Raw genomic sequence first — 24,583 nt, forward strand, 5'->3', positions numbered from 1 at the left:
CTCACTTCCTTATCCCTGTACTTTTGCATGTTTGCCTCCAATTCTCTCCCACCGGCAATCATCAATCTTGGCGTATCCGCATTTGTCCTTTTCTTGGCAATCTTTACATTGGCAATTCGATATTTGGCCTTTACACTTACGACATTGACACATCTTCAATCCCCCAATTCTTTCAAGGCATTATCTGCGATCATCATTGCAAAATTAGCGACATCTGTGGCTTCTTTGATTATTTCAGTGAGTCTTGTTTTGTCAAACCTAGCTCTGTGCAAGACCTCTTCTAGCTCAATCGTCTCTTCGCGTAACCGTCCAATTAGGTGCCATTGACTACAGGTATTCCATCCACCTTTGTGGTCATTTTCTCGAAGCGTTTTTTCCATCTCACCCGCAAACCACTTAACTTCTTCTCTCGAATCAATCATCATTTTCCCTCCCCGCTAAATCTCTCCCAGCTTCCCACTCACGAAAAACTTTAAACCAATCTTCGGCATCCATGCAGATTTTCCACCGTTCCCGGTTCCGCCTAAATGCCACAATCGGTATTTCACCTTCTTTGGCATCTCGGCGGCTTTGGCTCATCGCCTTTTCGATATTGAGCGCTTCCACTCTTTTGCACTCGATATGGATTCCCGGGAGGCCAACGACATCTTCCCCTTCAAGTCCACTGAATTGCTGACCGCGCCGGCAGTTATATCCTTGATCTCGGCAAAGGCGGGCAAACTCGCGCTCGCCTTCTGCTCCTTTGGCGCGACTGTTCGTCATTGCGCTTTCCTCATTTCGCTTTCATGCTTGGCATCGTAGATGGTCATTTGGTAATCCGCGTTCCTGACGGCCTCTGCAAACTTCTCGACCCCGTGCTCCCAAAGGCCGTGTCGATGAATCACGTCCGAAAACTCCTCAACATCATGATCGCGTAGATACCAGCTGTCGGGATCGCTTTTCTTCGCCCATTCCCTCCGGATGACCTTTCCGGTTTCCGGATTTATAACTTCCATTCCGGTTTTACGCTGAATATGGCAAAGTTCGTGATCAATTAGCGCCTCAAGCTTGTCCATGGACCAATTCTCAAAAGCAGTATCGATAATAAAAATGTGAAACATCATGCCGGTTAAGAAGCGCTCAAAGCTTGAACATTTCTTGCATTTTCCGGCCCAATCAACCCCCCCCGTCATCGCGGGTGTAATATTCAATGAGCTCCTTAGCATCCTTCAAATGCGGGTGATGGCTATCAATCAGTCTCTCCGCTATTTCTCGAATTCGTGGGGATTTTTCGTAACCCATCTCATTTCCTCCTAATCGTTTTTGGCCGGCCCTGCTTAATGTTTGACAGTAAATTTCGAGCACGTCTCCAGCGGGCAATGCTCTTTTTGTGGGCGCCGGCGCTGTCGGCTATTTCTTGGTCTGACAAGCCTTGGCTGTATAAAAGGTCAATCTGACTATCAAAAATAGATTCCTCTTGGCATGGTATACCTCACAGATAAAAGTTATCGTACTTTCCCGACTTTGGCGGTTCCGGAGGCTTGTCCCCCGGATCTTTATTTCTCTTGTGACTTTTTTGGCTTTTCCGTTCAGCCTCGCGCGATTCGATCTGGCCGACTGTGAGAACCCCATGCTCATCCCAGTCTCTAAGTACGGCATTAAGATAATTCGCATTCCTGGCATCAGCATCTAGGCAGCGCTTAAGGGCTTCAATGACCAAAGCGTCAGGGTCTGGGCTTCCCCGACTTGAGAATTCATCACACCATGCGAGAATGTTATTGGCCTCACCTGGTGGAATCGTTCTGCCCCAATTCTTTTCCGCCCAATTGAAGGCCCGAGTACCGAGGTCCATAGGACCGCTTTCCTCAGTTTTAGATACGGTTTCACCTAAATCGGATACGTCTTGCAATGTTTCGGATACGGTTTCTTTGGTTTCGGTGACGCTTGCCTTGTTTTCCTCGCGCGCGTTGTTGTTAATAGGTTCTATACTCTCATCTACTCTACTCTTCTCTACTCTAGCCCCTGTACGTGCATCACTTGTGTTTCGCACGTTCTTTGCACGTGCTTTTTGGGATCTGCTTTTTCTCATTCTTTCGGCATTGGCCTCTCGTTTCTCAACCAAACGGCCTGCATAATCAAGCCAATCATGAACTGATAGGCTGCCATCTGCTGATTTTTCCAAGAAGCCAAAGGAGCCTCCAGGACCACATTCAACTAATGCCGTTACAAACTGATTAGGATCACCCTCCCAACTCGCCGCATCCGCAATATCCTGGGAATCAAACTGAGATAAATTTCCGTCTTGGGCATACTTCAAACACCACCACCATAGGAAGTGCAAGTGGCCGGTTAAGGTTGGTAATGAAACCCCAAGGGCTCTGGCGGCCCGTTTGGTTTTCGGATGTGTTGCAAGTTCTTCGTTCGATTGTATCCACGCCATTAGGCCGCTTCCCCCTTTAAAACAACGATGCCTCTCTATCCTGCCGGTAATTCATCCAAATAACCTCTTCTCGCTTCTGTCCGCCTTCGCAGCGGGCTAATTTGGTATCCGTTCTCCATCCCTTTAACATCCTCGAGTAAAGCTCATTTTGGTACCCGGAAATTATTACTGGCCCTGGATGTTGTATAAGCGTCTCAAGAAGTTCGATATGGTCCGCGTCGCCCATCTCGTATTTGTAAATCCGACCATGTCGAGTACTCAGAACATAGGGTGGGTCCGCATATATCAGCACGTTTTCCCTTCGGTGCCGCTCAATCAGCCTCACTGCCGGCTGATTTTCTATTTGTACCAGGCCATCTTTTGTGTGCCTAAATCTTTCTGAGACATTGAGTATACGTGCAGGAAGCTTCACGGACCATTGATTAACATTGCCATTCAAATCTTGAATGTTATTTCTCCACCCTGTTTTGTCGCTGGTTTTAGATCCTATTCCCTGCCACATCCTAACCAAAAATCTTCTGGCATCCTCGAGGGAATTTCCGGTCAGCTCATAGCTCATGCGATATTCCTGACGACTCCATGGAGTGAACTCGATCAATCTTGCCAGTTTCTCGGGATGTTCTCGAATTACACGGAAAAGATTTACGACATTCCCGTCCAAATCATTGATCGTCTCGATGACTGATCTTTTCTTTCGGAAAAACACCCCCCCGATCCGAAATATGGCTCAAGATAGGTCATTTTTTCGTAATTCCGAGGGAAATTGGAGATGATCCATTCTGCCGTAGACCATTTGCTACCCGGGTATTTCAGAACTGTTTTCATGCTCAATCTCCCACTTTTCCGTTCTCACGGGTAAAATAACAGCCTCAATATCGCCGGTAGCAAATCTGACGGGATCAAGCGGTCCTTTGTAAGTGACAGTTATCTCTTCGTCGGGGAAAATCTCAAGTAAGCCATCGAGCAATGATTTATTTAAGAAAATATTCTCGTTAAACACGATAAGCTTCGGATAGAGTTTTCTAAGGGCATCAGAAATAGCGGGATTTAATGCAACATCCTTAACCGGCAAATTGGATTTGAAAAATTTAGACTCGATCCCCTTAATACTGCCTAAAATTCCTTGGGCCGATTCATGATAATTCCATAATTTACCGGAATTATCACAAAGATAAACATACAATTTATTTGTATCCTGATCTAAAATTACATATTTCCCGACAAGTTCTTTCGTAACTTGAGTTTTAATTTTAACTAAACGGAAGGAATCTGTCCCCATGATAAATCCTTCGCTGCAATATACAAGAAATAAGCGATAGTCTCCGTTTTTGAGATTCTGAGTAATAGACCAAGCTCTTTTTAGGTCTGACATGAATTCAGGTTTTAGATCAATGGAAGCCTCAATTTTAGGAATCTTGCTGAGTATCTCCCTGCGTTCGTCAGCTTCGCGCTTGGCTTTATCCGCCAGACTCATAGGGGTAAAATAATTTTCAAAATAAGGATTGTTATTGCATTCAAGGCAAACGGATTCGTCTTTGTAATTTGCGCATGCCTCACAATCGACATCTGAAAAAGACATTTGATTTCCTCCTCTCAAAACGGTATATCTTCGTTTGCACCTAATTGCCTTTTAACTTCACCCTTAACCCGATCCCAAGCCTTTTGATATACTGCATCAAGATTGTGGTTATTCTCGACGGTAACTTCCAATTCAGCCTCTGCGCGCCGGTTGTTAAAGCCGGGGCCGCTGACGAGTTCGGAATAACTAACTTTGATTTTCACAAAAACACCTTCTAATTCTTTTTAAAACAATAATGTTCCATACTGCAGATCTTCGAGCAGGTTTTTCCTCGGTGTTAACCTATCGAATGCGCAGGGCCTCATATCAAGCAACCAGTCATGTTCTAGGACGTTCAACTTTATGTCATCGCTGATAGCGCAGGCAAACGTTTTCATCTCCCTGGCCATGCCGTATCTCATGAGTGCCTGCCATTTGCCGGGATAGTGCTTACGTAGGATTTCGATATTATTTCTCTCGTAAGCAAGCCCCGTGCCGCAGACATAACAACCGTTGCGCTCAAAGAGCTTATTACCGTCAGCGTCCGTCAGGTCATATAAGGGAGCATATGGGCAGTTCCGGGTCCTAATATATTCCCATATATCTTCGTCCGTAAGAATTGACAACGGGTTGGAATACAGATAGCCGTTGGCTGTTTTGTATAAAAAACCATAGTCTAGAAAGGTAAAGGTACGGCGCCTGGATTCGCTCGCTAACAGTCCCCGGAAGAGTGTGTCGCATCCAAGTTTCTTTTGAAGCTTTTGCGATGGTTGTTCCTTGATAAAATTGCAGCAGGAATGAGATATACGCAGATCGGGAAATTTCCTGAGAATTCCGTAATACCTCTCGTTCCCCTTCGACTGCTCCGGGCTGTATTTAAGAAACACATTAATGTTAATCCTGGGAGCATCAAGTTTTGTCGCATCTTTGCCCAAGATTGGAAATCCGTACTGCTCCGCGATGAACCAAAAGCTAACCAGTGTCCCGGCTTCCCAAACGAGCTTTCGACTCCGAAAATCTTCCCACATCTCAGGTGTCACGGCTTCGTTTAATTTGTCAGTCGAAAGCAATCGACCTTTCTTGTTCAGATATCTTTTGACTTCTCCGCTCTCTTCGATCAGTGACCAAACTTCTTTTTGCGCTTCATATTTCAGTCGCGGAACCTTCAATCGGTCAAGTTTGGTTTCGTGAAAGTTCTCGCCGCCCCACTCCTTACCGAGTTTTCGGGCAAAACTTAGGCTTTCCGGGTACTCGACACCAGTATTGCCGAAAATTACAACCATGTTTTTGGCTTGCTCCGGGCAAGTTTCGCGGATTAAATGCCATAGGGCGGTGGAGTCTTTACCGCCAGAAAAAGCTAGCGCAACCTTTTTGCCCTGCTTAAATGTGTCGCGGATTATTTTTCTTGCGACGTTAAGTTTAAATTCAAGGGGCAGATCCCACATTTTTTGGAGCTGGGCGTATTCGTATTTGCTTTGTTTTTTCTTGCTCACACATCCACCGCCTCGCCCGCCTCCCTCAGATATTCTTCTGAGTTACATAACGGGCAGCTTACGAATTTTTGATCCTCGAATTCCTGATCAACAGCAAACTTAACGTTGCATTCGTCGCAATGATAGACAAAATATTTACTCATGTTTTCTCTCCTCAAACCACTTCATAGCTTGTTCAGAGGCATCTTTCAGCCTCATGAAATCCTCTTCAGTGCCGCCCGCATCCGGATGCAACGTTTTGGCCAATTGCCTAAAACGTTCTTTAATATCTTCTTTACTTGAGGGCATTTTTTCAAAACCAAGGAATTTAATGAAATTTGGCATCTCAATCGGAGGCGGAAGAAACTTCATCCCGGCCACCCAGGTACCCAATTCATAGATTCCGCGCTCAACCATGCGGGCCAAGTCTTCAAGGGCTAACACAACCTGAGCGAAAGCGTCCGATCCATACCTAAGATTAATACCTTTAGCTTTTGCCTTTTCCAGGCTGTGCTCAAAACGATAAAGATCGTTCCGGTATCTAAATTCAACCCAGCAGCCAAAGCGATCAAAATTATAGCTAAAATTCTTAATTCCAAGCCGATCCATGACCCGAGATAGTTTTTGTTCGTAGTTGTCGGCGTTCCCATACTGTTTTTTAGTCCCCATGATCTCCCTCCTTAAAACGGACACATTTCTAAATCAACGACCTTCCCGGGCTCTGCAATCTCCGTATCTTTCCCAGTTAGCTCAGCGATTTCTCGGACCATTCTTGCAGCATCGGAATTCCCATCCGAGAGATGGATGAGCACGATTTTCCTAACTTGAGTAAGATCATTGGCCTTAAGGAAATCTTTAACGTGTTCTAAGCTGAAATGACTCTCAAGCAACCGATTCTTTAAGCTCTCCGGGATTCTCCCCGCCTCAATGTTTTCTTCAAGGATATCTCGACAATAGTTACACTCGACCAGGATGTAATTTAAGCCATTAAATCGGTATTGAATGTAATAAGTGTCAGTGGCAAAGAGCAACTTCTCGCCGGTTGGACGGTATTGGATTAGGTACCCGAGAGGTTCAGCCGCATCATGCTCGGTCTCAAACGGCAGTATTGTAAAATCGTCAATATCGAACTGCTCGCCATTCTCTGCAAACGAAAGTCTGTAGGTGTTTATTGCATAATGCTCGATTCCTAACTTTTCGACCGTTTTAACACCTGTCCATGTGGTTATTCCTGCCCTCATAACGTCCACAATTGCTTTGGAATGGTCTTTGTGTTCGTGGGTGACCAAACACCCACGAACGCTTGATAAGTCAAAATCCAGGGCCTTTTGAATCTCCTTAAACCGGACACCGGCGTCCAGGATTAAATTGCCGGTATCGGCTTCAAGGATATAACTATTACCCCTTGAGCTTGAACCAATTACTTTTAGTTTCATGGCTTAAAAGTCCGGTCCCGCGGGCGATGTGTTAATTTCCGGTTCCGGTTCACGCGATGATTCAATATTTTGCGATGTCATTATTTCCGGTTCTGATTCTGGTTTAACATCAACAACTGGTCCCCTATTTGCTTTCCGGGAAATTTCAAATTCAGGATCATTCCCGCCAATATCAATAATTTCTTCGGTCGTGTGCATTCCCATGGCCATTTCCGGAGCATAGGCTCGAATAAACCAACTCGCCGCACGATACATTAACATTTGATCAGACATGGTCTGCCACTTACTGCCGTTCTTAGTGTACCAACCTTCCTTTTTTGCAATATCAATTGTTACAGTTGAGCCTTCTAACTTTTCGCCCGTTGCTTTTTCAATAGCCCAGGCCTTGCAACCGTATTGATCTGTTCCCTTTTGTCCAATCCATTCATAGCGAAGAGCGGAGAATCTTCCTGATGTATTGAAGGTTGAAATTAAGAATTGGCTGGACCAACCCGGACGGCCATAGACAATATAAAGGTTTTGCATAACCATCAACGGATCAGCGCCCATTCTGCTTGCCATGTTTAGGGCAATCACGCAGTTTGGAATGTTGTTCTGATATTCTTTAGGAACCAGTGAAGAATTAGCTAATAATGTGGCTGCTCTCTGAGTAAATTCAAAGCTTTTTAAGCTCATAAATCCTGGCATAATTTCGACTTCCTGATTATTTACTGCTAATTCATTTGACATGATTTATTCCTCCTCCAATTCCTGTTTAATTTCTGAGCCGCAATCATGACATACAACCTTATTTCCCTTGTCGGTGATAATGAGGCTTATCTTTTCGTTATCTAGGAAGTGCCTTCCGCACTTATAGCACTCAAAACCTGTATATCGAAAGTTTTGTCGTATTCTCCTAAAGGACTCATCAAAGGTGAGCATGTCTAATTCAACTTGAAGAATGTTAAAGGTCTTGGTTGTTGTTTTGGTAATGGAAGCTTTACCCATCAAGCAACCTCCACTCTGAGAACCTTATCCGGCTCACTCTTAATCAGGTTGATAACCTGACTTGAAGTATCTATAATCCGTGAAACAGATTCCCTGAAGTCAATCCAGATAGGAGCCGTGCAGCTGTAATGATCCGCCAGGACATTAATGATGTCTAACCCAGCATTAACCCTCCCGGCATGGTTCACGTTCGGCCAGGTCACGCCGTCAATCATGGCCTCGCAGCATTCCGATATACCGCCGTTAATCTGAACATCAAAGAGCTTCCACTTAACGATTTTGAACTGGTTATTTATTGTTTCTTCGAGGAGATTAACCTTGGCCTTGATAAACTGCTCAATGAGATAGCGTTGCTTTTCAAACTCGCTCAGCTGGTTAGCCAGTGTTCGTTCTTCATCTTTAAGTTCCTCGATCCGGGCCTTGGCTTTTTGGGCGACTTCACGAACGCTAAGTAATTTGTTTAGGTTCTCAATTTCAACAGTTTCTTTTACTTTCTGCTGAAGTAGCTCAGAGGCTGTGTCCCCAACTGGCTTGTTAAGTTCGTCCATCAAGGCGTCATATTGAGACTTAAGCTGTCGATATTTTTCATCTGCTTCGTAATTAGGAGCTACTGAATCCTTTGGTTCGACACCGATATCCTTGCCAAGTTCAACCAAGCGTTCGTTTATCTCCTGAATCTTTGCTTCACACTGGAAGAGCTCTTCGTTAAATTTAGTCGCGTCAGATTCAAGCTTTTCTTTACGTTCTTTTAAGGCTTTGCCGTCAGCATTAATCTTGGCTAATTCATTTTGTTTATTTTGATCAAAGGATTCTTTCATTTCTTGGACTTGATGCTTAATATCATGTTCCGGAAGACTTCTTTTACAGGTCGGACAAATAAAGTTGTCAGGATCAGGAGTAATGAAGGTAGTTGCATTTATTGCGCCCCAATTAGTCCTTAAATCTGCCATGAAATCAGCTAATTTAGTCACTTCAGCTGAGCAGCTTTTAATTTTTTCGCCTAAAGATAGTTTTGAATTTTCGAGCCGGTATTTCTCATTTTCGAGCATTGTCTTTTCGTCTAAGAGTTGTTTGATACCGGCATAAGCTGCAGAATCTAGTTCCTTCTTCCGATCACCAAGAACAATGCTTAATCTAAAAGCTTCCTGCTGTTTGCGGAGATATTCGGAGGTTAATTGGCTGGCATCCATCATACTTTGCTCGATTTTTCTAAGAGAAGCCTTATGTTCAAGAAGCCCGGCTTCAACTACCGAATAATTAATTTCTTCACCAAGTACCGTCCTGGAAAGCTCGTTGATCTTAATAGGTATCTCTTCGATTTGGGAATTAAGCATTTTGATCTTTTCAGCAATGATCTTCCTTTGATCATTGATCGATTTGCCGTTTAGGATGTTCGCAAGTTCAGAAAGGCTTTTATCAGAAGCTATTACCTCCTCATCCGAAACGTCTCCGCAAATCTCCATAAGGGTTTTGCGGCGGTCCTGCCAAGATAACTGAGCGCAGAAGTAAAACGGATTGGTCAGAAGCTTAAAGGCCGTCTCGTTGATAATTGAGTTAATAACATCCGCATATTCCTTGGCCTTAACCGGCACAGCATCAACCCAATAGCTCGTTTCATGGCCGGTGAATTCTTCTGTTGCGGTACCCCGCTTCCTGGTCCATTTTTCCTTGAGCATTTTCCGGAGAGTTTTAGGTTGGCCATTGATCAAAAACTCAAGAATGACATCCGTTTCAAGGTAATGAACATCGTTACCGAATTGGTCCTGAGGTTTAACTGCAAAGTCAGCCCGATTAGCACTGTCTTTGCCAAAGAGGACCCACAAAAACGCATCGTACAGGGTTGTCTTCCCTTTGCCGTTCTCACCGAAGATTGAAGCATTCCAGCTCCTTATATCCAGGACAAACTCCTTAATCCCTTTAAAATTTCTTAGCTCCATTTTGGAGAGTTTTATTTGAATCATCGCTCTGCCTCATTTCTTAAGATTTCTTCCGCCATCACGCGGTCGACAAACGGTTCTATTTTGGAAACATTCATGGTACAATCAAAGTGAGATTTTTTCTTTTCAGCTTCCGTTGGCGCGGAAGCTTTTTCTTTTTCCTCGATTTCTTTTCTGAGTATGTCGGCAAGCATTGGCATAACCTCATTGGCAAATCTGACTGCCATATAGGGATAATCCAATTCAATTTCAAAATCATACCAGGGCTCTTCAGATATGGCTGATATTTCGCTGCTGCTGTAAATTTCGTTCTGAATGTAATCCACAGAACCAGACAAATCCAATTCGTTGATGAATTCCCATGCGTCCCGAGCTTGCTTTTTTGTGCATGCATCTTGTTTCCTGATATCAATAATCCTTGCTTTCCATCCGTTCTCAGCTTTTTCGAGGTTAAAGTAATCTTCCTTGGAAATCTTTCCAAGAACATACTCAGGATCACGCGCTAAATCTTGAACGATAAAATGCTTAAACGATTTCCTGCCGTGGTTAGGCCAAGCATAGCTATAATTACCGAAATCCGACTGGGCATTAAACAATCCGCCATTTTCATCAATCGTGAAGGTTGCCCATCCATTGTGTTTCCAACGTAAATCGTATCTCTCACATACAGACTTTTTATAAGTGTAATCTTCGATTTTCACTCCCTCCCCAATCCGAAAGGCCTAATAATCCTCGGGCTTACATACTTCTGCCCTATCTTCCGGCCATCGAGATAGTCCACAACTACATCGTCATCGCCAATGGTAATGAGCGTTTTGTGGTCCCTTACTGTGAGGCCGCTGTGCAAAATTTGCGCCCAGCGCTTGTGATGACGTGCTTTTTTCATGCTTAAGCGGTAATTTCGGATGAACCTTGTGATTGTTTTAATCATCTCCGCCTCTTCTTTCTCTTCTTGAGTTTTCTTCGGGCCATGTAGCGTTCATAATGGTTTTTCTTGGTCTTGACCGGTTTCGCCGATGGTCCCGATGTGTACCAATGGCCTTCCGGTCCTAGTATCCAGGCGGCTCCGCAGAGGCATTTGGTTTTAATCTCTGCCTCAGGAAATTCCATGGATAGTCCGCAATCGCAGGTTTGAGATGCTTGCTTGATTACCATAAGGACACCCCCTATGCTACTCTCCCTCTTTTAAGTGCCGAATGGCAGCTGGCCGCGATATTTATCGCCTGCTTCAGGCTTGTCCACTTGCCAAAGTCAACGCGGTTTACCTTTATGTCCGCCGTGGCCAGGTCGAGGATTTCCTTGAGCTCAGAGCTTGTTAATGAGCCGAGGGTTGATTCGAGGATTTTCTTAAGCATGGAAATCACCTCGCTTTATTGATTGATCTTTTAGGTTTATCGCCTTACCTTGCGGAGCATCGACAATCCTAATCGTCCCGGGTATGGCATTCATCAAGATCTCAAACGCTTGTTGTTGCTCTGCCGTGAGCGCCACTGGAAGAATATTGTCATCCTTGACATAGAAGAGGGCCAATCCGTCTTTCGTCTCTCTCACCTGCCTTTCTGAAAAGAAGTTGACATAAGCCGAACGGAACCCTTCATTTCGCAAAGCCATTCGGTAAACTGATAAACTGTTAACTCCTCGCAGTCATCCAAACCTTGATAATCCTTCGCTTCATCCATAAGGATGAAAATCAAATCGGCTAAGTCCCTATATTTGATTTCTGTCAAGATTTCAGTTGTGCCTTGATTCTTAATGGCCTCAGTGACTTGATTTATTGGGGTATTCATCTTTTCCTCACCTCGCCTTAAGTATCGAATTGATTTTTTCCCACAAAGCCTTGTATTGCTCTCCTTTCTCTGTGAGGATTTTTGCAGATTCGCTACGTACATCAAAAGCGAGAAATATTTTTGCGCTCTCTCGCGCATCGGCGGCAGCGGTAACTAAAGCATCTGTAATGCTTAGAAGTTCTTTAACCGTGAATTGGCAATTGATTGAGTCAGGATTGTTATCGTTCATAGGTTCGCCTCGCTTTCATAATTGCTTTCAGGGCATCTCGCCAGCACGCTGGCATCACGCTCAAGGCGTATAGATTTTGAATTCATTGCCACACTCCATGCATTTGAACCTTTCCGAATTGCCGTAGGAACTGTATTCATCACTATCGGGTATAAATTCGGTATTCTCAGAACCGCAATCGCAATCGCAAACAACCGTATAGCCGTAAAATGTTGCCATTGTCTCACCTCCCTCCATACCAAGGGATTGAATTCGGGTGAAGCATGAGTTTGGTCATTGGATCACCTGCCTTTCAAGCCAAGGTTTTCACAAAGCTTGTCCAAGCGTTTATAAAAAACAATATCTGGCATATTAAGAGGCCTTTCCTTTTTGCGCTTCGAGCCACTTCGCGAAATCTTTCTTTTCAACCCGCTTGGTAATTCCTATGGCTATATTGGGTATCCCCCCGTGTTCTGGCCTACGCTTTAAAAACCCGTACACAGTACCGCGAGAAATTTTTAAATAATTAGCGATATCTTGTGCGGTTAGAATTTCATCTAATGATGCAAATTTAACCTCTTCCATATTTTCACCCTACTTTCAAAGATTCTGGCTTGATGAACAATGACGGAGACACTTCAAGCGCAAGGCAAATACGCTCCATATCTTCCACGGTAATCTTTTTGTAGCCGTTCATCATGGCGCTAAATTCGTTTTTTTTGTATCCAGCTTGCTGTGCAATAAATCCTTGTTTAAGGCCCTTGCTTTTGATGTAGTCTTGAATCCTTTTTGGTATCTTAGGTTTATCCATTTCTGCCCCTCCTCTCGATATTATCGAGTTTAAATAGAGTATATCTCGATATAATCGAAATGTAAAGATAAAAAACTCAGTTATATCGAAAAACATTTCAGAAATACTGAGCTTTTGTCTTTACATTTTAGGACAAAATGTTTATTATACAAATATTAGGGGGTAAAATGTAGGAGGTTTTAAAATGTCAGATACAAATGAAGCTAGATTGAGAGTTGGAAAAGTGATAAGGGATGCAAGGAACAAGTCTGGTCTTACGCAAAGGCAATTAGGAGACATGATTGGTAAAAGCAATAATACAATTACTGGATGGGAAAAGGGAATAAATAGTCCTGATGTTGAAGCAATAGAACTGCTTTGTGCCGTTCTTGACATTCCTGTCAAAGAGATGTTTCCCCATTGTGCGGAAAAAGACGTTAAGACAATGGAATTAACGACTATTGAGCAAAATCTTATTGAATCTTGGAGAAAACTATCCGAAGCTGATCGCCTTAAAATTATGGGAATGATTGAAATAAAACTAAACTAAAATCTAAGAAGGTGTTATAAAATGGCCGTACCATTTACTCGCCGGCGCGGATGTACTTGCTGGCAAAAAAAATGCACCTGTGGCGCAACTAAGAAAACTAATTGCACATGCGGCGCAAGTAAGTCAAAAATAAACAAATGTACCTGTGGTGCAAAATGGGAATACATATTAGAGGCTGGGATCAATCCGAAAACAGGAAAGCGTTGGCAGCCATCTAAGGGTGGATTTGCCACTAAAAAAGAAGCGGAAGACGCCGGTATAATTGCACAAAACGATATATTAAACAAGACATTTATTATTGAATCGGACATTTCATTTGGGGATTTCGTCCCCAAATGGGAAGCGAATTACATAACGGTAACTGGAGTCAAAAATTCAACCTTGAGGGCAAGAAAGTTCACAACTAAAAGGCTTATTAAATATTTCGGCTATAGGCCAATGAAGGATATAAGCAAAAAAGATTATCAAGAAATGCTTAATGACCTTAAGAATAAGGGATATGCCCATGAAACAATAGCGTCCACGCATCAGGTCGCCCGCCTAATATTTAATCTGGCAATTACGTGGGAATATATTAAGATCGATCCTACAAAAGGCGCCAAAATTCCAGCAGATAAATTGACTGTTGAGCAGATAGAGACCCAGGAAGATGTACCAAAATATTTAGAAAAAGAACAACTTGCCAAGTTTCTCAAGGCGGCAGAAAAATTTGGCCTTGAAAAAGACTTCGAGATATTTATGGCTTTGGCATATCTTGGACTAAGGACGGGAGAACTTTGCGCATTGTATGAAGAAGACTTAAAGAGTGATGAAGGACTAATAAGGATCACGAAGACGTTATACAATCCGACAGAAAATCGTTTCAAATATGAGATAACAACGCCAAAAACCAAAAAATCCATCAGGGATATAACAATTGAAGATGACATAAAAGAACTTTTAAATAAATTAATAGTTAAAAATAATATACTTAAAATGAAGCACCGAAAAACATACCATAAAGATCGAGGTAAATATTTTTTATTTGTAATTACCGAAGAAGATGCTCCTGGTTTCCCTCTTTATCACCAAAAAATACAGTATAGGATGAAGAGATTATTAAAGATAGCCGGGCTAGATCCGAGCTTAAGTCCTCACGTTCTAAGGCATACTCATGTATCTTTATTAGCCGAGGCCGGAGTAAGCCTACAAGACATAATGGATAGAGTTGGCCATGAAGACGAAAAAACAACGCGTAGAATATATTTGCATGTCACAAAACCAAAGAGAAAAGAGGCCTCCCATGCTTTCGGTAAACTAATGGGTAGCCTCTTATAAAAAACTTCTGAATGTTGGCAAATCGTTGGCGTAAAAGTGTTTAACTAGGCCGAATAGCCTTATTTTACTGGCTACTTATCTCCTTCTTCAGGAACAATACAGATCATCGAAAACAGTTCCTCACCTCTGTTAGAAAACTGGTGCAGAGCATTCCCCGGCACATAAGCGTAAGAGCCTGCTTCCACTTCATGATCTACCCCGTCGAGATGAAGTATTCCTTTTCCTCTGACAATATAGTTAATATGGGGCCAAGGATGACTGTGTCTTGGGGTATAACCCTCGGACTCCAGATCAAAAACCCGCATAACATACCCTTCCCAGCCTTCCTTAGGGGATACCAGAACTTTTTTGAAGACATTTTTTACTGTATCCCCTTCAAGCTTAATCCTTAGGGCATCCTTCTCCTGGGCAACAATCATGGTCCATTCCCTCCTTATTTACTTATTTATCATCCAATTCTACTTATGAATTCAAAGTCCTCTTTTCTTGGGAAAATAACAGTGATTTTCTGCAATATCTTTGAGCGAACTGATTATTTCCGGAGACAGTGCTCAACAGAGGCCACTAAGTTTCCGGAGGAGACCAATTCCTTGGCCGCTTGAATATCCGGGTACATAATGCGGTCCTCCCGGAGCATGCTTACCTTGGAGCGAACCAGCCGATAGGCATCCCCGCTGCCCTTACCCAAGTGAAGGTCTCCGGATTTCTCTCTTAAATCAATACCTTGGCAGGCCGCCAGGAGTTCCATGGCCAAAACATTCGCCGCATTGTCAATAATAGTGCGGGCTTTGCGAGCGGCAATCGTCCCCATGCTGACATGATCTTCCTGATTGGCTGAAGAAGGTATTGAATCCACACTTGCCGGATGGGCTAAAATCTTGTTTTCGGAAACTAAAGAAGCGGCGGAATATTGTACAATCATAAACCCGGAATTCAGACCACCGTCTGGAGTAAGAAAGGCCGGCAGGCCGCTTAAATTTGGATTTACTAAACGCTCCAAACGTCGTTCGGCGATATTCGCCAGTTCTGCTACGGCAATTCCGAGAAAATCCATGGCTAAGGCAATGGGTTGTCCGTGAAAATTCCCCCCGGAAAACACTTCCCCTTCTTCGGGAAAGATTAAAGGGTTGTCTGTCGCCGAATTCATTTCCGTCTGGACAATTTTCTTAACATACTCCAGAGCATCTTTGGATGGGCCGTGAACTTGGGCCACACAGCGCAGAGCGTAAGCATCCTGAACGCGGGGACGTCGTTCTCCGGCTACAAACGTACTCCCTGAAGTCAGTTGACGAATTTCTTGTGCCGTCTCCATTTGTCCGCGATGAGGACGCACAGCATGGATCTTCGGATCAAAGGCGTCAAGGATTCCCTCCAAAGCCTCTATGGACAAAGCCGCCGTAATATTGGCAGATTTCCAGAGTATTTCTGCATCCCATACTGCCAGAGCGGCGATAGACGTCATGATTTGGGTCCCGTTAATTAAAGCCAAACCTTCCTTCCCCTCTAAAGCCACCGGCTCAATCCCGGCGAGAGCCAGAGCCTCGCTTCCTTTCAGGCGCTTACCTCGATAAAAGGCCTCACCCTCACCTAAGAGAACTAAAACCATGTGAGACAAGGGGGCTAAGTCCCCGCTTGCTCCCAGAGATCCTTTCTCCGGGATGACCGGAATAACTCCGGCATTTAGTACGTTAAGCAGTGTTTCCAAGGTGGAAAGACGAATACCTGAAAATCCTTTGGCCAAAGCGTTGGCGCGCAGCAGCAGAATTCCCCGTACAACTTCCGCCGGAAGAGGTTCCCCCACTCCGGCGGAATGACTCATAATCAGGTTCCGCTGGAGCTTTTTAGCATCATCTGTAGATATCACAACATTACTGAACATCCCAAAACCGGTAGTGATCCCATAAACCGATTTGTTGTCTCTAATCAATTGATCAACAAATTCTCTGGATTTTCTAACTTTTTCTTGGGCACTGGATTTTAAAACCGCTTTGGCTCCATATCTCGCTACGGCTATCACTTGCTCCAAAGTGAGAGATTCCCCGTCTAATTCAACCTCTGATTGTTCTGTCAATAATTCTTTTGCTAAGATCTCAGTCATCTTTATTCCCCCTAAATTAAGAGCAACGAAAAAGAGGATTAAGCTGTAAACCTTCGTCTATAGCTTAGCCCTCTATCATCTAATATCTCTGAGCATACCCTATTCTATTGCAATTTCTACGATTTCATACGATCATTCACTGTATTATAGTTTTACAAATGATTGATTCCCAGCCCGCAGACCTCGTGTTCATGCCCTTTAATGGGAGCACCAATCATTCCATACATCCCGACGGCAATCCAGAGATCATCCTTATCGGAAAGAATACGCGGACCTATAACTATTGCAAAACGAAGACCTGCCGTTCGCAAAACATCGCCCAATTGCATTGGGCCCCTCCCTAAGCCTTGGAGGGCTTCTAGAATAGCATGGTAGAGGGCATGTTGAGAACGATATCGTTCATCGACGAGGCCTTCACGCTTCGCGGCAGTCTCTACTGCCGCGATGATTTTTTGCATGTCCATAGAACCAACCTTACCGGTGGCTACACGAAAACCTTTTTCCCGAGCACTCTCAACGTATCCCTCAATGAGGCCACCTTCAGCCATAGCTACTAAGAGGGCTATTTTCCCCAGGGATGAGCATTGTTCCATCATAACCTTAACACGCTCTCCAAACTTGCTTAAAATCTATTTTTCTTTCAGCTCTATTAGCTTTGGTCATCAGAATTAACTTCTAACAACAGCTAACCCTCCTCTTATCATAGCTGAGAAACAGGTCTCCTACAATATCAAATCCGAATAATTTTAGCGTGAAGTTTAACCTCTTCGGACAAAGTATAGAATAGCGATTTTCGGACATGGTACTATATAGTGCTCTATAGCACTAGGCTCCTTTTCGTATTTACTCAACTTTTTTCTCAAAATTCAAAAGGATTTGTGCGAACCATGTCGAATTATAGTTTAATACTGGTTCAAATAGGCCTATAATACTAATACAGAATGGAGTGATCAGTTATTAACAGTCTCTCTCGCAAAAAGTCCATTTCAGAGCTTTTATCTGAATCACAAGGTAAAGATGGACTTAAAAAGACTCTTGGTGCCTTAGATCTCACAATGTTAGGAATCGGCGCCATTATCGGTACCGGTATTTTCGTACTTACCGGAGTAGCCGCCGCTCAATACGCCGGCCCAGGCCTTATTCTTTCCTTTGTCATTTCCGGTATAGCTTGTGCTTTTGCCGCCTTGGTCTATGCCGAATTTGCCTCGACCGTGCCGGTTGCGGGCAGTGCTTACACTTACAGCTATGTTTCTCTCGGAGAGTTTATGGCCTGGATCATCGGCTGGGATTTAATGCTGGAGTATTTACTTGCGGCCAGCACCGTCTCTATCGGTTGGTCAGGCTATTTTCAGATGCTGCTTAACGGTTTCGGGATTCACCTGCCGGTATGGGCTACAGGAGCCTTGGGCACCGCGCCAGGTGCAGTTTTCAATTTACCGGCAGTTGCCATCGCCTTAATTATTACTTTCTTATTATCAATAGGCGTGAAAGAGGCAGCCCGCTTCAACAATATCATCGTTTTTGTTAAACTTGGCGCCGTTATCCTCTTTATTCTCGTTGCTGTCTGGTACGTTAAGCCTGCTAACTGGAGTCCCTTTCTTCCTTTTGGTATGAAAGGCGTTTTAAGCGGAGCAGCGGTTGTATTTTTCGCGTACATTGGTTTTGATGCAGTCTCCACCGCCGCGGAGGAGGTTAAAGATCCCAAGCGAGATATGCCGATCGGGATTATCTCTTCCTTAATCGTCTGTACTGTTTTATACATTATCGTCTCCCTCATCTTGACGGGTATTGTTCCTTATAAACTCCTAGACGTTGCTGCCCCCGTGGCTTTTGCCCTTTCTTTTATTCATCAGGACTGGGCCGCCGGCATCATTTCCTTAGGGGCCATAGGAGGAATTACCACGGTCCTGCTTGTCATGCTTTATGGCCAGACACGCGTCTTTTTCGCCATGAGCCGGGACGGCTTGCTGCCAAAGATTTTCTCCAACGTACACCCTAAGCACAAAACTCCTATTGTCAGTACTTGGTTAACAGGAATTGTCGTTGCCATTATTGCGGGGATCACACCTATTAACACTGTTGCGGAGCTCGTTAACATTGGTACTCTTTCTGCTTTTGTGCTCGTTTCTATCGGGGTTATCATTTTGCGGAAAACTCAGCCTGATCTTCCTCGTTCTTTCCGGGTTCCCTGGGTTCCCTTAATTCCGATTTTGGCCGCACTCTTCTGCTTATTCCTGATGTTTCAACTTCCCCTGATAACCTGGATTCGCTTCGTTGTTTGGTTAGTCATTGGTTTATTTATTTATTTCCTTTATGGCATTCACCACAGTGTGCTTGGCAAAAAAAATCTTTCCAAATAATAGGAACTTCTCGCCATCTGTGATCGAAGCGCCAAACCGCACTTCTGCGTTAAAACTACTCAAAGAAGTTTCCCTCACCCAATAAATTAAGGCTTTCTGAAAATATTAAAAAGGTGCTGGCACAACCTTAAATAAGTTGACCAGCACCTTTCGTGATCTCCTTTACGCCTTTAAGCAACTTGAAAGAGATTAGCTTCTAAGGTCTTGATTCCGACGTTGAAACTCTTCAGTATCGATTTCTCCCAAGGCATAGCGCTCACGTAAAATTCTCAGCGCCGGATCGTTTTGTTTGCGATAAAGACGTACTCTAGCGCTATGACGGCGTAAGAGAATAATCCCAACGATAATCAGAATAATAAAGAAAATGAGATGAGCTGCCAAGGGGATTAAACCAAACCACCAGCCATGTGCATTCATCACCATCCCCTGGCCCTGACCATACCCACGTATTAAATTGCCGCCGTGCATCATTTCTTAATAGCTCCTTCCTCTAATGCCCTTCTTCGTTCGTTGAATTCTTCAGAATTTATCTCACCGCGGGCGTAGCGTTCTCGTACAATGCCGAGAGCATCTTGATGATTGTTAACTGTTTGCTGAAAATAGCAGCCATTTCTATGATAATGAAAAAAGGCACCAACACAGAACACTATCAACAGTAACCCTAACATATAACTACCTCTCTTCCTCATTTATTTAATAAAGCTTAAGTTCAAAATTTGAGCTTATGTAAGTGTAAGTATACAAAATCTCCTGAAACAATTGGTGTATTAATTGTGAATTTAACGTTAAAGATTTATAAGTTTTTCTTCGCCCTCAAGAAGCGGCAGCAAAACGCAAGCATCCCCACTCACTTTGATTGTGAAAGGAGGATGCTTTTTAAATTATTGTAACCCCTGAAAAATTTCAGGCTTTGTTTTTAAATAGCCTCTCAGGGAACTTTAGCAATCGTTTTAAATCCCCGCTTTAAACATTAAATCGTTCAACTTCCTGCCGAAGTTGGTTGGCGTTTTGAGCCAAAGATTGAGCGGCCACCGCTACAATCTGCATCGTCGAAGAGACTTCCTGAGTTGAGCCTTCCATCGTTTCCGCGGTTGCGGCTGTTTCTTCCGAGGTTTGAATAACTTTATTAACATAATGAATCATTTCTTCCATATTTCCCAGGGTTTGAGCACTTGACGCGGCAATGTCCGAAATATTCGCCGAAACCGCTTGCGTCGCCTGAGTTATAACTGCCAAAGTTTCTTGGGCCTCTTTAATCGAAGCCACACTTTCTTTAACCTTCAAGTCCGTTTGCAGCATGCCTTCGACAGAATCGTGGATACTGTGCTGGATCAAAGCGGTTATTTCCGCGACTTGACGAGTGGAAGTGGCCACATTCTCCGCTAGTTTACGGATTTCGTCAGCAACGACGGCAAAACCTTTGCCGTGTTCACCCGCCCGAGCCGCTTCAATCGCAGCGTTTAAAGCTAAGAGATTCGTCTGTCTGGCGACCTGTGCTATGGTTTCAGCAATAGATCCGATCCGATTTGATTGCTCGGCCAAGTCTTCTATTCTTTTCATCGACTTATTGACGGAATCATTAGTCTCTTCCATAGATGTCACAATAACGTGAAGTCTGTTCAGACCTTCTTGGGAATTCTTATCAGAGCTTACAGCCTCTTTCGAAACCGATTTAGATCGCTCAACAATGGTTTGAGCGGCGTTTGCCAGATCTGTTACCATTGTTTTCATCTGCAGCATAGTCTGGGCTTGATTTCTGGCTTTCAAAGCCATCTGGCTCATATGATCGGCAACGTTACTGTTAGTCGCTGTAACTTCTTCAGAACTAGCGGACAATTCCTCCGAAGAAATAACCCAGGAGTTAGCCATTTCTCGTATTTTAAAAATAATTCCCGAGAAGTTTTTCATCATAAGATTAAAGGATTCTCCCAATTCCGCGACATCACTATTGGAGGAAATTTCTATTCTCTTGGTTAAATCACCATTAGCTACCTGGATTATTCCTTCTTCCATGACATAGATCGGCTTTAAAAAATGATAATAATTTTTAAATGAAGCCAAAATTCCAATAAAAATCCCGGCAATTAAAAAACAGGAAAACATTGTGGCCGCTTTTACCCCATTTAGACCTATGAGATATATAATTCCAACTCCCATGAGGGAGTCTAAAGGGACAACCATCATTTGTGTTTTAAGTAAGTATTTACCCAAACTGATGTTGTTTTCCCCCTGTTTCGAACCGTTTTTACGGCCTTCCATATCACCTTTCTCCCTTCTCTTACTCATAACAAGGCTTGGGAAAAATACATGAGATATTTTTGATTATTCAAAAAATTTTAGCGAGCAGTTCCTCCTGTTTTCTCGTTTAGTGAGGGTGAGTATGTACTAAATCTCTACTCTGACTGACAAAAGGTATAAGAATAGGCCATGTCATACGCGACAGTGGCCTATTCTCTTGCAAGTAAAAAGAAACCTTATCGTTAACCTTGCAATTAGAGAGTCGGGTAACTCTCCTTGTCTATGACATAACGAGCGATTTCCTGACGCAGTCCAATCATATCTACGGTTGGGCGGCGGAGGAGTTTACGCATACCGGCCATAACCGTACTGAGAGAATCTCCTTTTTCAACGGCGCAAAGCACTTCTTTGGCCTGTTGTTCCAGAACATTGAAGGCTGCAAAAGTTCCTAAAGTCGCGGCCTTCTCAACAAAGGTTTTATGCGCAGCGGGGACATCCATATCCTGAACTTTGAGAGCCCGTAAAACGGCGCTCTCCATGGAATACACCTGAAGTACCATTTCCGCCATTCCCATTAAGACGAACTGATTGTCCTTTAAGCTAACCCCTAAATTTTGGGCTGCCAGTCCCGCCGCCATCAAGCACAATTTTTTGGCTTTTTGAACTAACTGATTAAGTCCTTCGAGCCCTTCAGCTTCATTACCCAATCCACTCGTCATAAGGTCTTTACTCACCGATTTGGCGGCTTGGAGTAAAGGAAGTTCTCCCGTCATTGCCCGTTTCAGCAAGGTTCCGGGAACCAGTAAACGGTTTATTTCATTGGTTCCTTCAAAAAGACGGTTGATCCGGGAATCGCGGTACATACGCTCGATGGGATATTCCTGAATAAAACCATACCCGCCGTGAATTTGAAGTCCCTCGTCTACGGCATAATCCAATACTTCGGAGGCCAGAACTTTATTGAGAGAGCATTCAATGGCGTACTCTTCTAAAATTTTACCTGCTTCCTTGCGACAGTCTCCCGTTAAATCGAGTCCGTGGAACCCGTTCTCCATAAGTCCTGCAGTCCGATAAACAACACTTTCTGCCATGTAAGTCTTAGTGGCAATTTCAGCAATCTTATTTTGAATCGCCCCAAAGGAATTAAGGGAAACACCAAATTGCTTGCGTTCGGAGGCATATTTCAAAGCTGTCTCCAAAACCAGAGCGGCGCTTCCGATAGCTCCCGCCGCCAATTTAAAGCGGCCGACATTTAAAATGTTAAAGGCCACAACATGACCACGCCCGACTTCGCCAACCACATTTTCCACCGGAACTAAAACATCTTCCAAGATAACCTGGCGAGTGGATGACCCTTTGATTCCCATTTTTTTCTCTTCGGGTCCTAAGGACAATCCGGGATAAGTACGCTCGACAATAAAATTGGTTAATTTGCCTTCAACTTTGGCATAGACCAGAAATACATCGGCAAAACCCGCATTGGTAATGAACTGTTTTGTGCCATTAAGAATATAATGTGTGCCTTCCGCATTGAGTACAGCCGTGGTTTTAGCCCCTAACGCATCGGACCCTGAACCTGGTTCCGTTAAGCAGTAAGCGGCAATCGTTTGTCCTGTCGCCAAACCCGGAAGGTACTTGGCTTTCTGCTCAGGAGTTCCGAAATAAACAATAGGCAAAGTGCCAATTCCTGTATGGGCCGCATAGGAAACGGCAAAGGAACCGCCGCGAGGAACTTCTTCGCCTACTACGACTGTCGAAGCCTTATCCAGACTCAGGCCGCTAAATTCCTCAGGCACTTCCAGTCCAAGCAGGCCCAGTTCACCGGCTTGGCGCATATATTCCCGAACGACTCCTTCAACCTGTTCCTCAATGTCCTCGATCTTAGGCGCAACCTCTTTGACCATAAAATTGTGCGTCATCCGTTTTAGCTGCAGGTGATCTTCGTTCAATTCCTCACGGACATAAACCTGTTCCGGTTTAACTTCCGCTAATAAAAATCCTCCGCCGCGCAATTCTAACTCCATTGCCATATCCTCCTCTAATGTGTGTTAAGGGGACGGGTTCCCTATTTCCATAGCTTTTCAAAGAAGAACCGCCCTTCTGCTCTCTGTGAGATCATACAGTTGAATATCCGAAGTTGACGAAGGCTTTCTAAGTTCCAGCTCTCCAAACTCAGGGCACCATACCTCGGACACTTTGGGCCGCACGATCTTCAGATCGCCAAAAGGTGCGATTCTTCCTTGCATCATAGGGAAACTAATCCAGTAACTCGTACACCCCGGCCGCGCCCATCCCGCCGCCAATACACATGGTAACCATGCCGTATTTCAGTTTGCGTTTTTCAAGTTCATGCAATAAAGTGGCGGTTAATTTAGCGCCTGTGCAGCCAAGCGGATGCCCGAAAGCAATCGCTCCGCCATTGACATTCACTTTAGCCATGTCCATGTCCAGCGTCTTAATGACCGCCAGCGATTGGGACGCGAAGGCTTCGTTTAATTCAAAAAGATCGATTTGGTCCAGAGTAAGACCGACTTGTTTGAGAACTTTAGGAATAGCTTTAATCGGACCGATACCCATCAGCTCCGGCTCTACCCCCGCCATAGCAAATCCGCGCCACACGGCTTTAGGTTTTACGCCCAATTCCAAGGCTTTGCGCTCAGAGGTAAGAAGGGTGATAGCCGCTCCGTCACTGGTCTGGGACGAATTCCCCGCCGTGACCGTCCCTCCGTTCATAAACGCCGGTTTAAGTTTGGCTAAGGATTCTTGTGTCGTTTCCGAACGAATTCCTTCATCTTTCGTGAACCATTTCTCCCCGGGTTTTCCCCAAGTGGGGAGAGGAACAGGCACGATTTCAGCGTCAAAGCGTCCGCTTGTTTGCGCGGCATAAGCTTTTTGATGGCTGAGGGCTGCGAAAGCGTCTTGTTGGTCGCGGGTGATTTCGTATTTCTTAGCGACATTTTCCGCGGTAATTCCCATAGAGAGATAAACTTCCGGAGCATTGACGATCATATAGGGACTCGGAGCAGGTTTTCCCCCGCCCATAGGGACCATAGACATACTTTCTGTTCCGCCGCCCAGCATGACATCAGCTTCGCCTAAACGAATTCGGTCAGCGGCCATGGAAATGGCTTGAAGTCCTGAGGAGCAAAAGCGATTAATGGTAACACCCGGAACATCTATAGGCAGCCCCGCGCGCAAAACCATAATTCTAGCCATGTTCATGCCTTGTTCCGCTTCAGGAAAGGAGCAGCCGATGACACAGTCGTCAATGTCTTCGAGATGTAAGGCAGGCACTCGTTTAAGGACATCTTGGATGACGTAGGCTCCGAGATCGTCGGGTCGAACTTGGGCCAAGGAGCCTCGGGATGATTTACCGACGGCAGTTCGCTTAGCTTCGATAATAAAGGCTTCTTGCATGCTTTTTCC

35 protein-coding genes and 1 pseudogene are annotated in these 24,583 nt (G+C 44.3%); 3 read left to right on the forward strand and 33 right to left on the reverse strand.

The genetic code is table 11. The features are described from left to right. Positions 1-155: 155 nt before the first annotated feature. The 24 genes and pseudogenes from REC12_RS20135 to REC12_RS20250 all read right to left on the reverse strand — a co-directional run bounded on the left by REC12_RS20135 (position 156) and on the right by REC12_RS20250 (position 12,615). Positions 156-425 carry a hypothetical protein gene (locus REC12_RS20135; protein ID WP_308897578.1) on the reverse strand — a complete coding sequence of 90 codons (270 nt, stop codon included), beginning with the start codon at positions 423-425 and terminating at the stop codon, positions 156-158. Further along, complete coding sequence (locus REC12_RS20140; RefSeq protein ID WP_308897579.1) at positions 415-762, reverse strand: putative PDDEXK endonuclease; 348 nt, start codon at positions 760-762, stop codon at positions 415-417. Before REC12_RS20140 ends, REC12_RS20135 begins: the two co-directional genes overlap by 11 nt. Continuing rightward, entirely contained in the window at positions 759-1,190 is a 432-nt protein-coding gene (locus REC12_RS20145) for a putative metallopeptidase (RefSeq protein ID WP_308897581.1), read from the reverse strand. Before REC12_RS20145 ends, REC12_RS20140 begins: the two co-directional genes overlap by 4 nt. Positions 1,191-1,471: 281 nt before the next feature. Further along, positions 1,472-2,419 carry a DnaD domain-containing protein gene (locus tag REC12_RS20150; RefSeq protein ID WP_308897582.1) on the reverse strand — a complete coding sequence of 316 codons (948 nt, stop codon included), beginning with the start codon at positions 2,417-2,419 and terminating at the stop codon, positions 1,472-1,474. 16 nt (positions 2,420-2,435) lie between these two features. Further along, positions 2,436-3,244 (reverse strand): annotated as a pseudogene (locus REC12_RS20155) (DNA adenine methylase). Beyond that, positions 3,216-3,998: a hypothetical protein gene (locus tag REC12_RS20160; RefSeq protein ID WP_308897584.1), complete on the reverse strand. Its 783-nt coding sequence runs from the start codon at positions 3,996-3,998 to the stop codon at positions 3,216-3,218. The pseudogene REC12_RS20155 and the gene REC12_RS20160 overlap by 29 nt, the downstream one beginning before the upstream one ends. A 14-nt stretch (positions 3,999-4,012) precedes the next feature. After that, positions 4,013-4,201: a hypothetical protein gene (locus REC12_RS20165; protein ID WP_308897586.1), complete on the reverse strand. Its 189-nt coding sequence runs from the start codon at positions 4,199-4,201 to the stop codon at positions 4,013-4,015. 21 nt (positions 4,202-4,222) lie between these two features. Then, a complete protein-coding gene (locus tag REC12_RS20170; RefSeq protein WP_308897587.1) occupies positions 4,223-5,470 on the reverse strand; it encodes a phosphoadenosine phosphosulfate reductase domain-containing protein in 1,248 nt (415 codons plus the stop codon). Beyond that, positions 5,467-5,613, reverse strand: a complete 147-nt coding sequence (locus REC12_RS20175; protein ID WP_308897588.1) for an FmdB family zinc ribbon protein — start codon at positions 5,611-5,613, stop codon at positions 5,467-5,469. The genes REC12_RS20170 and REC12_RS20175 overlap by 4 nt, the downstream gene beginning before the upstream one ends. Next, a complete protein-coding gene (locus REC12_RS20180; protein WP_308897589.1) occupies positions 5,606-6,118 on the reverse strand; it encodes a J domain-containing protein in 513 nt (170 codons plus the stop codon). Before REC12_RS20180 ends, REC12_RS20175 begins: the two co-directional genes overlap by 8 nt. 11 nt (positions 6,119-6,129) lie before the next feature. Beyond that, entirely contained in the window at positions 6,130-6,885 is a 756-nt protein-coding gene (locus tag REC12_RS20185; RefSeq protein WP_308897590.1) for an MBL fold metallo-hydrolase, read from the reverse strand. A gap of 3 nt (positions 6,886-6,888) precedes the next feature. Continuing rightward, a complete protein-coding gene (locus tag REC12_RS20190; protein ID WP_308897591.1) occupies positions 6,889-7,614 on the reverse strand; it encodes a hypothetical protein in 726 nt (241 codons plus the stop codon). Positions 7,615-7,617: 3 nt separating this feature from the next. Further along, complete coding sequence (locus REC12_RS20195; protein WP_308897592.1) at positions 7,618-7,872, reverse strand: hypothetical protein; 255 nt, start codon at positions 7,870-7,872, stop codon at positions 7,618-7,620. Further along, positions 7,872-9,833 (reverse strand): hypothetical protein, encoded by a 1,962-nt coding sequence (locus REC12_RS20200; protein WP_308897594.1) that lies wholly within the window; start codon positions 9,831-9,833, stop codon positions 7,872-7,874. The genes REC12_RS20195 and REC12_RS20200 overlap by 1 nt, the downstream gene beginning before the upstream one ends. After that, positions 9,830-10,510 carry a phiTE_072 family protein gene (locus tag REC12_RS20205; RefSeq protein ID WP_308897595.1) on the reverse strand — a complete coding sequence of 227 codons (681 nt, stop codon included), beginning with the start codon at positions 10,508-10,510 and terminating at the stop codon, positions 9,830-9,832. The genes REC12_RS20200 and REC12_RS20205 overlap by 4 nt, the downstream gene beginning before the upstream one ends. Beyond that, entirely contained in the window at positions 10,507-10,740 is a 234-nt protein-coding gene (locus REC12_RS20210) for a hypothetical protein (protein ID WP_308897596.1), read from the reverse strand. Before REC12_RS20210 ends, REC12_RS20205 begins: the two co-directional genes overlap by 4 nt. Further along, positions 10,737-10,964, reverse strand: coding sequence for a hypothetical protein (locus tag REC12_RS20215; RefSeq protein WP_308897597.1), 228 nt, complete (start codon positions 10,962-10,964; stop codon positions 10,737-10,739). The genes REC12_RS20210 and REC12_RS20215 overlap by 4 nt, the downstream gene beginning before the upstream one ends. A gap of 11 nt (positions 10,965-10,975) precedes the next feature. Next, positions 10,976-11,164, reverse strand: coding sequence for a hypothetical protein (locus REC12_RS20220; RefSeq protein ID WP_308897598.1), 189 nt, complete (start codon positions 11,162-11,164; stop codon positions 10,976-10,978). Beyond that, a complete protein-coding gene (locus REC12_RS20225; RefSeq protein ID WP_308897599.1) occupies positions 11,157-11,360 on the reverse strand; it encodes a hypothetical protein in 204 nt (67 codons plus the stop codon). Before REC12_RS20225 ends, REC12_RS20220 begins: the two co-directional genes overlap by 8 nt. After that, positions 11,357-11,596 (reverse strand): hypothetical protein, encoded by a 240-nt coding sequence (locus tag REC12_RS20230; RefSeq protein ID WP_308897600.1) that lies wholly within the window; start codon positions 11,594-11,596, stop codon positions 11,357-11,359. Before REC12_RS20230 ends, REC12_RS20225 begins: the two co-directional genes overlap by 4 nt. 7 nt (positions 11,597-11,603) lie before the next feature. Then, positions 11,604-11,825 (reverse strand): hypothetical protein, encoded by a 222-nt coding sequence (locus REC12_RS20235; protein WP_308897601.1) that lies wholly within the window; start codon positions 11,823-11,825, stop codon positions 11,604-11,606. A gap of 60 nt (positions 11,826-11,885) precedes the next feature. Next, positions 11,886-12,044: a hypothetical protein gene (locus REC12_RS20240; RefSeq protein WP_308897602.1), complete on the reverse strand. Its 159-nt coding sequence runs from the start codon at positions 12,042-12,044 to the stop codon at positions 11,886-11,888. A gap of 132 nt (positions 12,045-12,176) precedes the next feature. Further along, positions 12,177-12,389, reverse strand: coding sequence for a helix-turn-helix domain-containing protein (locus REC12_RS20245; protein WP_308897603.1), 213 nt, complete (start codon positions 12,387-12,389; stop codon positions 12,177-12,179). A 4-nt stretch (positions 12,390-12,393) separates the two neighbouring features. Continuing rightward, on the reverse strand, positions 12,394-12,615 hold the full coding sequence (locus REC12_RS20250) for a helix-turn-helix domain-containing protein (RefSeq protein ID WP_308897604.1): 222 nt from the start codon (positions 12,613-12,615) through the stop codon (positions 12,394-12,396). 184 nt (positions 12,616-12,799) lie between these two features. Between REC12_RS20250 and REC12_RS20255 the strand changes: the two genes are divergently transcribed. Continuing rightward, the gene (locus REC12_RS20255; protein WP_308897605.1) at positions 12,800-13,144 is read left to right on the forward strand and encodes a helix-turn-helix domain-containing protein; all 345 of its coding nucleotides are present in this window, start codon (positions 12,800-12,802) and stop codon (positions 13,142-13,144) included. 21 nt (positions 13,145-13,165) lie between these two features. Next, a complete protein-coding gene (locus REC12_RS20260; RefSeq protein WP_308897606.1) occupies positions 13,166-14,461 on the forward strand; it encodes a site-specific integrase in 1,296 nt (431 codons plus the stop codon). A 71-nt stretch (positions 14,462-14,532) separates the two neighbouring features. On the opposite strand, the gene REC12_RS20265 is transcribed toward REC12_RS20260, so the two are convergent. From REC12_RS20265 to hutP, 3 genes are all read right to left on the reverse strand, one after another. Further along, positions 14,533-14,880: a cupin domain-containing protein gene (locus tag REC12_RS20265; RefSeq protein ID WP_308897607.1), complete on the reverse strand. Its 348-nt coding sequence runs from the start codon at positions 14,878-14,880 to the stop codon at positions 14,533-14,535. Between the two features lie 113 nt (positions 14,881-14,993). Further along, positions 14,994-16,559, reverse strand: a complete 1,566-nt coding sequence (gene hutH, locus REC12_RS20270) for a histidine ammonia-lyase (RefSeq protein ID WP_308897608.1) — start codon at positions 16,557-16,559, stop codon at positions 14,994-14,996. Positions 16,560-16,711: 152 nt separating this feature from the next. Continuing rightward, positions 16,712-17,152 (reverse strand): histidine utilization transcription antiterminator HutP, encoded by a 441-nt coding sequence (gene hutP / locus REC12_RS20275; RefSeq protein ID WP_510167181.1) that lies wholly within the window; start codon positions 17,150-17,152, stop codon positions 16,712-16,714. 363 nt (positions 17,153-17,515) lie between these two features. Between hutP and bcaP the strand changes: the two genes are divergently transcribed. After that, on the forward strand, positions 17,516-18,919 hold the full coding sequence (gene bcaP / locus REC12_RS20280; RefSeq protein WP_308897626.1) for a branched-chain amino acid transporter BcaP: 1,404 nt from the start codon (positions 17,516-17,518) through the stop codon (positions 18,917-18,919). Positions 18,920-19,108: 189 nt separating this feature from the next. On the opposite strand, the gene REC12_RS20285 is transcribed toward bcaP, so the two are convergent. The 6 genes from REC12_RS20285 to REC12_RS20310 form a co-directional block, all read right to left on the reverse strand. Next, positions 19,109-19,390 (reverse strand): SHOCT domain-containing protein, encoded by a 282-nt coding sequence (locus REC12_RS20285; RefSeq protein ID WP_308897610.1) that lies wholly within the window; start codon positions 19,388-19,390, stop codon positions 19,109-19,111. Beyond that, positions 19,387-19,587: an SHOCT domain-containing protein gene (locus tag REC12_RS20290; RefSeq protein WP_308897611.1), complete on the reverse strand. Its 201-nt coding sequence runs from the start codon at positions 19,585-19,587 to the stop codon at positions 19,387-19,389. Before REC12_RS20290 ends, REC12_RS20285 begins: the two co-directional genes overlap by 4 nt. Positions 19,588-19,882: 295 nt before the next feature. Then, on the reverse strand, positions 19,883-21,178 hold the full coding sequence (locus REC12_RS20295) for a methyl-accepting chemotaxis protein (protein WP_308897613.1): 1,296 nt from the start codon (positions 21,176-21,178) through the stop codon (positions 19,883-19,885). A gap of 233 nt (positions 21,179-21,411) precedes the next feature. Continuing rightward, positions 21,412-23,187: an acyl-CoA dehydrogenase FadE gene (locus tag REC12_RS20300; protein ID WP_308897614.1), complete on the reverse strand. Its 1,776-nt coding sequence runs from the start codon at positions 23,185-23,187 to the stop codon at positions 21,412-21,414. A 51-nt stretch (positions 23,188-23,238) separates the two neighbouring features. After that, entirely contained in the window at positions 23,239-23,406 is a 168-nt protein-coding gene (locus REC12_RS20305) for a hypothetical protein (protein WP_308897615.1), read from the reverse strand. Positions 23,407-23,413: 7 nt separating this feature from the next. After that, positions 23,414-24,574: a thiolase family protein gene (locus REC12_RS20310; protein ID WP_308897616.1), complete on the reverse strand. Its 1,161-nt coding sequence runs from the start codon at positions 24,572-24,574 to the stop codon at positions 23,414-23,416. Between the last annotated feature and the right edge of the window lie 9 nt (positions 24,575-24,583).

Origin of the sequence: Candidatus Desulfosporosinus nitrosoreducens (assembly GCF_030954495.1) — a bacterium.
Lineage (GTDB): Bacteria > Bacillota > Desulfitobacteriia > Desulfitobacteriales > Desulfitobacteriaceae > Desulfosporosinus > Desulfosporosinus nitrosoreducens.